At 68.8% G+C, this 6,612-nt stretch carries 6 protein-coding genes and 1 riboswitch; all 6 genes read left to right on the forward strand.

Annotated elements, in window-relative coordinates; genetic code table 11:
* The coding region (locus ELR45_RS38055; RefSeq protein WP_240759766.1) for a beta-galactosidase small subunit family protein at positions 1 to 1,201 on the forward strand (1,201 nt) is incomplete at its 5' end.
* A 154-nt stretch (positions 1,202 to 1,355) separates the two neighbouring features.
* Positions 1,356 to 1,447: riboswitch (TPP riboswitch) on the forward strand.
* 56 nt (positions 1,448 to 1,503) lie between these two features.
* On the forward strand, positions 1,504 to 2,403 hold the full coding sequence (gene thiM, locus ELR45_RS16250) for a hydroxyethylthiazole kinase (protein WP_205856701.1): 900 nt from the start codon (positions 1,504 to 1,506) through the stop codon (positions 2,401 to 2,403).
* Positions 2,400 to 3,158 carry a thiamine phosphate synthase gene (gene thiE / locus ELR45_RS16255; protein WP_129667325.1) on the forward strand — a complete coding sequence of 253 codons (759 nt, stop codon included), beginning with the start codon at positions 2,400 to 2,402 and terminating at the stop codon, positions 3,156 to 3,158. The genes thiM and thiE overlap by 4 nt, the downstream gene beginning before the upstream one ends.
* Before the next feature lie 7 nt (positions 3,159 to 3,165).
* Positions 3,166 to 3,963: a bifunctional hydroxymethylpyrimidine kinase/phosphomethylpyrimidine kinase gene (thiD, locus tag ELR45_RS16260; protein WP_129667368.1), complete on the forward strand. Its 798-nt coding sequence runs from the start codon at positions 3,166 to 3,168 to the stop codon at positions 3,961 to 3,963.
* Between the two features lie 149 nt (positions 3,964 to 4,112).
* Positions 4,113 to 4,778 (forward strand): TenA family protein, encoded by a 666-nt coding sequence (locus ELR45_RS16265; protein WP_129667326.1) that lies wholly within the window; start codon positions 4,113 to 4,115, stop codon positions 4,776 to 4,778.
* Positions 4,779 to 4,940: 162 nt separating this feature from the next.
* Positions 4,941 to 6,530: a phosphoglycerate dehydrogenase gene (gene serA, locus ELR45_RS16270; protein WP_129667327.1), complete on the forward strand. Its 1,590-nt coding sequence runs from the start codon at positions 4,941 to 4,943 to the stop codon at positions 6,528 to 6,530.
* The last annotated feature ends 82 nt before the right edge of the window (positions 6,531 to 6,612 follow it).

The raw sequence follows: 6,612 nt of genomic DNA on the forward strand, positions 1-6,612 counted from the left end.
TGTCGTGGTCGCCGCGCCGGCGACGACCGGCGAAAGCTGGCTGACCGTGCGTGCGGTGCTCGCCGACGACGCGCCGTGGGCGCCGGCCGGGCATGAGATCGCTTGGGGCCAGGGGCCGGCCAACCCACGCTGGAGCGCCGATGACGCACGCGCCGGGCAGGCGGTGACCGCGTCCCCGGACCCGGACGGCGTGGGCGGCATGCGGGACGCTGTGGATCCTGGCGCGTCCGTGCCGATCGGCGGCCGGGTAGATGACTCCGTCGTCCGAGTCGGTGCCGGTGAGTTCGATCCGCACACGGGGCGTCTTGTCCGCCTGGGCGGGATCGACGTCGACGGGCCGCTGCTGGACGTGTGGCGTGCACCGACCGACAACGACGACGGTCAGCCGCACACCCCCGCGAAGGAGTGGCGCCGCTACGGCCTCGACCGGATGCGCCACCGCACCGACGCGGTCGTCGTCGGGAACAACACCGTCGGGAACAGCGTCGGCGAGAACAGCGTCGTCGGGAACAGCGTCGTCGGAAACAGCCAGGTACCCGGCGAGGACGACACCACGCTCACCACCCTTACCGCCCTCACGGCGCTCACTGTGCGCACCAGGGTGGCCCCGGCCGCGGTTCCGTTCGGCCTGCTGACGACATATCGCTGGACGGCCGTCGACGACGGCGCGCTACGCCTGGATGTGGACGTCGAGCCGGATGGAACCTGGCCGGACATTCCACTGCCGCGGCTGGGGGTGCGGCTGGCTCTTCCCTCGCAATTCGGCCAGGCCACCTGGTTCGGCGGCGGCCCCGGAGAGGCGTATCCGGACACCCGGCAGGCCGTGCGGGTCGGGCGCTACACGTCGACGGTCGACGAGATGCAGACGCCGTATGTGTACCCACAGGAGAACGGCCACCGCATCGACGTCCGCTGGGCCGAGCTGACCGCGCAGGATCTCCCGTCCGCACCGGCGGCGCTGCGCATCGAAGGCTCACCCATGTTCGGGCTGACCGTCCGGCGTTGGACGAGTCACGATCTCGATGCGGCCAAGCATCCGCACGAGCTGGCGGCGCGTGATCGCGTCTACGTCAACCTCGACCTGGTCCAGCACGGCATCGGGTCGGGCTCCTGCGGGCCGGGCGTGCTGCCGCAGCACGTGCTGCGACCTGAGTCCGCGCACTTTGCCGTCACATTCAGGCAGGTCGCCGGCTTGTCGTAAATGTCTTGCACAGCCGGATCGCGCTGGACGTAGCTGGCCGGTTAACCCCGTAGCTACGTCCTGCAGGCTGTGGCTCGGATCGCTCACCTTGCAGGACGCAAGATTCGAGGGCGAGGTGTGCGGCGACCCGAGTGCGAGGTAGGTTGGGGTTTGTACCGATCGGCCGGGGTGCCCGAAGGGGCTGAGAACACACCCGCCGAACCTGATCCGGGTTATGCCGGCGCAGGGAGCCGAAACGGTTGTGCGGATGGCCAGCATCTTTCCGCCGCCGCCTCGTTCCCTCCCGGCTGGGGAGGAGCATGATGGCCGCGACACCACAGTCCGGCGACTCCGCTGCGCTGGATGCCGAGTCGATGGCGTCGTCGGCTTGGAACGCGCCGCAGCCAGGCGCGTCTGTTCTGACCCAGGCGGTGACGCCGGCCGGGGTGTGGGCGGCGTTCGAGGCGATGCGACAACAGGGCCCTCTGGTGCAGAACATCACCAACTATGTGGCCATGGACCTCTCGGCCAACGTGCTGCTCGCTGCGGGCGCGTCGCCGGCCATGGTGCACGCTCGGGAGGAGGCCGCGGAGTTTGCGCGGATCGCGGGTGCCGTCGTCGTGAACATCGGGACCCTGTCCCCGTCGTGGGTGGAGTCGATGCTCGACGTGGCGCGGGTCGCCGGTGAGCGCGGGTTGCCGTGGGTGCTCGACCCGGTGGCGGTCGGGGCGACGTCGTACCGGACCAAGGTGGCCGCCGAGCTGCTCACCTTGGCCCCTACCATCGTGCGAGGCAACGCCAGTGAGATCCTCGCGCTCGCCGGCGCGGCCGGTCGTGGCAAAGGTGTGGACACGACGGACACGTCGTCGGACGCCGTTGAGGCGGCCGCCGACCTGGCCAGGCAGACCGGCGGTGTGGTCGCAGTGACCGGCGAGGTCGACATCGTGACCGATGGGGCGCGCTCGGCGCACATCGCGGGCGGCGATCCGATGATGGCCAAGGTCACGGCGATGGGCTGTGCGGCGAGCTCGGTCGTCGCGGCGTTCGCGGCCGTCGTCGATGATCCACTGGTCGCCACCTCGGCGGCGCTCGCGGTCTTCGGGTTGGCAGGGCAGCGAGCCGCGGCGGACGCGCCGGGTCCCGGCACCTTGCGGTGGCGGATGCTCGACGAGTTGTACGCCCTGGACGAGGCCAGAGTGGTCGCGGGAGCGCGGATCTCATGATCGTGGGAGGCCAGCGGGCTGGAGGTGAGCCCTCGCCGAGCGGAGACGAAGGGCTGCGGGGACGAGGCGCCCTCGATGTCCGGCTCTACGTGGTCACTGATCCGTCGCTCGTGCCGGCGGACCGGCTGGTCGAGACCTGCGTGGCAGCCGTCAAAGGGGGCGCTACGCTCGTCCAGCTCCGGGACAAGCAGGCAACCGACGACGAGCTGCTGAAGCAGGCGCTCGAGCTGCGCGACGCATTGCGGCCCCTGGGTGTCCCGCTGGTGGTCAACGACCGCGTCGAGGTGGCGCGGCAAGCGGGGGTCGGCGTTCACGTGGGCGTCAGCGATACGCCGCCGACGACGGTACGCCGCGCGCTGGGTGCGGACGCGGTCGTCGGCTGGTCGGTGGAGAGACTCGAGCAGCTCGCTGCCGGCGAAGCAGAGCGGGCCGCCGGCGAAAGTGCGGCGTGTTCGTATGTGGCGGCGAGCCCGGTATGGCGGACACCCACCAAGTCGGACACGGCGGCGGCACTGGGTCCGCCCGGGGTCGCGGCGCTGCGCCGGCGGACCCACCTGCCACTGGTGGGCATCGGCGGGATCAACACGCCGGAACGGGCAGCGGATGTGATTGCAGCCGGCGCCGACGGTGTCGCCGTCGTCTCCGGGGTGTTCAGCGTCGGCGATCCGGAAGCCGCTGCGGCGGAACTGCGGGCGGCGGTCGACGATGCCTTGCGGGCTCGCGCTGACGAGTGTCGAGAAGACTATGAGGAGTGACGACAACATGGTGCCGACGGTTCTATCCGTGGCTGGCTCTGACCCGTCCGGCGGGGCCGGTATCCAGGCTGACCTGAAGACCTTCTCCGCGCTCGGCGCCTACGGCACGGCCGCCCTGACGGCACTGACAGCGCAGAACACCCGTGGCGTGAGCGGCGTCATGCCGGTCTCGGGAGAGTTCGTCACGCAGCAGCTCGCCGCCCTTTTCGAAGACCTCGATGTGCGGGCGGTGAAGACCGGGATGCTCGGCGACCCCGACGTCGTAGAAGCTGTCGCCGATGCGGTGACCCGATACTCAGTGCGCAACCTCGTCGTCGATCCGGTCATGGTGGCGACGTCGGGGGACCGCCTGGTCTCCGACGAGACCGTCACGGCGATCCGCGAGCGGCTGCTTCCGCTCGCCACCGTGATCACTCCGAACCTACCGGAGACGGCGACGCTGCTGGGCTGGGCGGAGGTCAGCGAGGAACGGATGGCAGAGGCCGGTGAGCTGCTGCGGGAACGGGGTACCGCGGCGGCGGTGGTGAAGGGCGGGCACGGCAGCGGCCCAGATGCGGTGGATGTGCTGGTGGACGTCGATGGCGTGCACGAGTTGCGAGCACCGCGGGTCGCCACGAAGAACACGCACGGCACCGGATGCACGTTCTCGTCGGCGATCGCCGTCGGTCTCGCACAGGGCAAGCCGCTGCTCGACGCGGTGACGGATGCGAAGCGCTACCTGACCGATGCGCTGCGCGCTGCCGACACCTTGAGCGTCGGCAGCGGGTACGGACCGGTCCATCACTTCCATGCGCTTTGGGACTGAGAGGTCGACCTCGCAGCCTCGTCGCTGTGGGACTGGGCCTCGTCGTCGGGGAGAGCGGCGATCACACGCACGGCAACAGACCGTCGGCGATCGCGAGAAGAGAACCACGAGGAAGAGAACACGGCAACACCGAGAAGGAGTGGTGAGGAATGGGATTCTCCGCTGACGCTTGGGAGCGGGCGAAACCGTGGTACGACGCGATTCTCGAGCATCCCTTCGTCCGTGGACTCGGCGACGGCACGCTGGATCGTGAGGTGTTCCTGCGTTACATCGTCGACGATGCCCACTACCTGGCGCGGTACTCGCGTGCCCTGGCGACGACGGCCGCGCGGTGGCCCGAGCCCGAGGGTGCGGCGTCGATCGCCAGGTTCGCCGCCGGGGCCGTGGATGCGGAGCGGATGCTGCACGCGTCGCTGCTGAGCGAGGCCGGCGTCGATGTCGATAAGCTGAAGTCCGAGCCCACGCCGACCTGCCTGGCCTATGTCCACACATTGCTGGCGGACGCATCGGTGAAGCCGGCGCCGGTAGCACTGGCCGGGCTGCTGCCCTGCTTCCGTATCTACGCGGAGGTGGGCCGGCATCTGGCCGATGTGCTCGTCGAGAATCCCGGCCACCCGTACGCGGCATGGCTCTCCGCTTATGGCGACCCGGCGTTCGCCGAGGACACCAGACGGGCGGAAGAGCTCGTCGACCAGCAAGCGCCCGACGACGGACCGGAGCTCGACCAGATGCACGAGGCGTATGCACAGGCTTCGAGGTTCGAGTGGATGTTCTGGGACGCTTCGTACCGTGGCGAGTCATGGCCCACACCGTGAGCCCGGGAGCCTCGCAAGGGCGGCGTCGATGGTCGCGTATTGTGGTCGCCGCTTCCGAGTAGGACACATAGACGTTACAATCGTCAGCCATCGGGCCCAGTGTCGCGCTCGCCCAGATGATCACGTAGAGCTCGCACGACACTAGAAGAGGGTGTAAACCACGTGAGCAAGCCCGTCGTACTGATCGCCGAAGAACTCTCGCCAGCCACTGTCGAAGCGCTTGGCCCGGATTTCGAGATTCGCCGCGCCAACGGTGCTGACCGGGCCGAGTTGCTGCCGGCCATCGCCGATGTCGACGCGATTCTCGTCCGTAGCGCGACGAAGGTGGACGCCGAAGCCATCGAAGCCGCGAAGAACCTCAAGGTCATCGCCCGCGCCGGTGTGGGCCTGGACAACGTCGACGTGAAGGCGGCCACCCAGGCCGGCGTCATGGTCGTCAACGCACCTACCTCCAACATCACCAGCGCCGCTGAGTTGGCGGTCGGCTTGCTGCTCGCCACGTCGCGCAACATCGCGCCGGCGAACCAGGCGCTCAAGGGTGGAGAGTGGAAGCGCAGCAAGTATTCCGGCGTCGAGCTGCTGGAGAAGACGGTCGGCATCGTGGGCCTGGGGCGCATCGGTGCTCTCGTCGCCAATCGCCTGGCCGCGTTCGGCACGCGGCTGATCGCTTATGACCCCTACGTGTCTGCAGCTCGTGGTGCCCAGATGGGCGTGGAGATGGTCTCGCTGGACGAGTTGCTCGCCAACAGCGATTTCATTACCGTCCACCTGCCCAAGACTCCTGAGACCGCTGGGCTGATCGGCGACGAGGCGCTGCACAAGGTCAAGCCGTCCGTCCGGGTCATCAACGCCGCACGGGGCGGGATCGTCGACGAGCACGCGCTGGCGGTCGCACTCAAGGAAGGGCGTGTGGCGGGAGCGGGAATCGACGTGTTCGCCTCCGAGCCTTGCACGGAGTCGCCGCTGTTCGACTTCGAGTCGGTCGTCGTCACGCCGCATCTGGGTGCCTCCACCGAAGAGGCGCAGGAGAAGGCGGGAGTTTCGGTCGCGAAGTCGGTGCGCTTGGCGCTCGCCGGTGAGCTGGTGCCGGACGCGGTCAACGTCAAGGGCGGCGCCATCGCCGAGGAGGTGCGCCCGGGCATCCCGCTGGCCGAGAAGCTCGGCCGGATCTTCACCGGGCTGGCCGGCGGTGTGGCGAGCCAGCTCGACGTCATCGTCCGTGGTGAGATCGCTGCTCAGGATGTGAAGGTCCTGGAGCTGGCGGCGCTGAAGGGCGTGTTCATGGACGTGGTGGAAGACCAGGTCTCCTACGTCAACGCGCCGGTGATCGCCGCGGACCGCGGTGTCGAGGTGCAGCTCAAGACGGACGAGGAGTCGCCGGACTACCGCAATGTGGTGACCGTGCGGGGGACGCTTCCCGACGGTCGCAAGGTCTCGGTCTCGGGCACTCTGTCCGGCCCGAAGCACGTGGAGAAGATCGTCGAGGTCCTCGGGTTCGACATCGAAGCGTTCCCGGCCGAGCACATGGCGTTCTTCCGTTACGTCGATCGTCCGGGCGTTGTGGGCACTGTCGGCCGAGTCCTCGGCGAAGCGGATGTCAACATCGCGGGTATGCAGGTCAGCAGGGACACCAAGGGCGGACACGCCCTCGTTGCGATGACGGTGGACCAGGCGATCCCAGCGCCTGCTCTGGACAACATCGTTGAGGCGATCGGCGCCGAGTGGGGCCGTACCGTCGACCTCGGCGAGTGAGCCCTGGTTTCATCGGCTCGTGGCCATCGATCACGGTGGCGTGAACGCGATGTTGGCCCGCACCCAATCGAATGGGTGCGGG

This window comes from Phytoactinopolyspora endophytica (assembly GCF_004138495.1).
Lineage (GTDB): Bacteria > Actinomycetota > Actinomycetes > Jiangellales > Jiangellaceae > Phytoactinopolyspora > Phytoactinopolyspora endophytica.

Bases quoted from the DNA above. Each gene is read 5' to 3' on its own strand.
- thiM (WP_205856701.1), top strand. From the start codon at position 1,504: ATGGCCGCGACACCACAGTCCGGCGACTCCGCTGCGCTGGATGCCGAG.
- thiE (WP_129667325.1), top strand. From the start codon at position 2,400: ATGATCGTGGGAGGCCAGCGGGCTGGAGGTGAGCCCTCGCCGAGCGGA.
- thiD (WP_129667368.1), top strand. From the start codon at position 3,166: ATGGTGCCGACGGTTCTATCCGTGGCTGGCTCTGACCCGTCCGGCGGG.
- ELR45_RS16265 (WP_129667326.1), top strand. From the start codon at position 4,113: ATGGGATTCTCCGCTGACGCTTGGGAGCGGGCGAAACCGTGGTACGAC.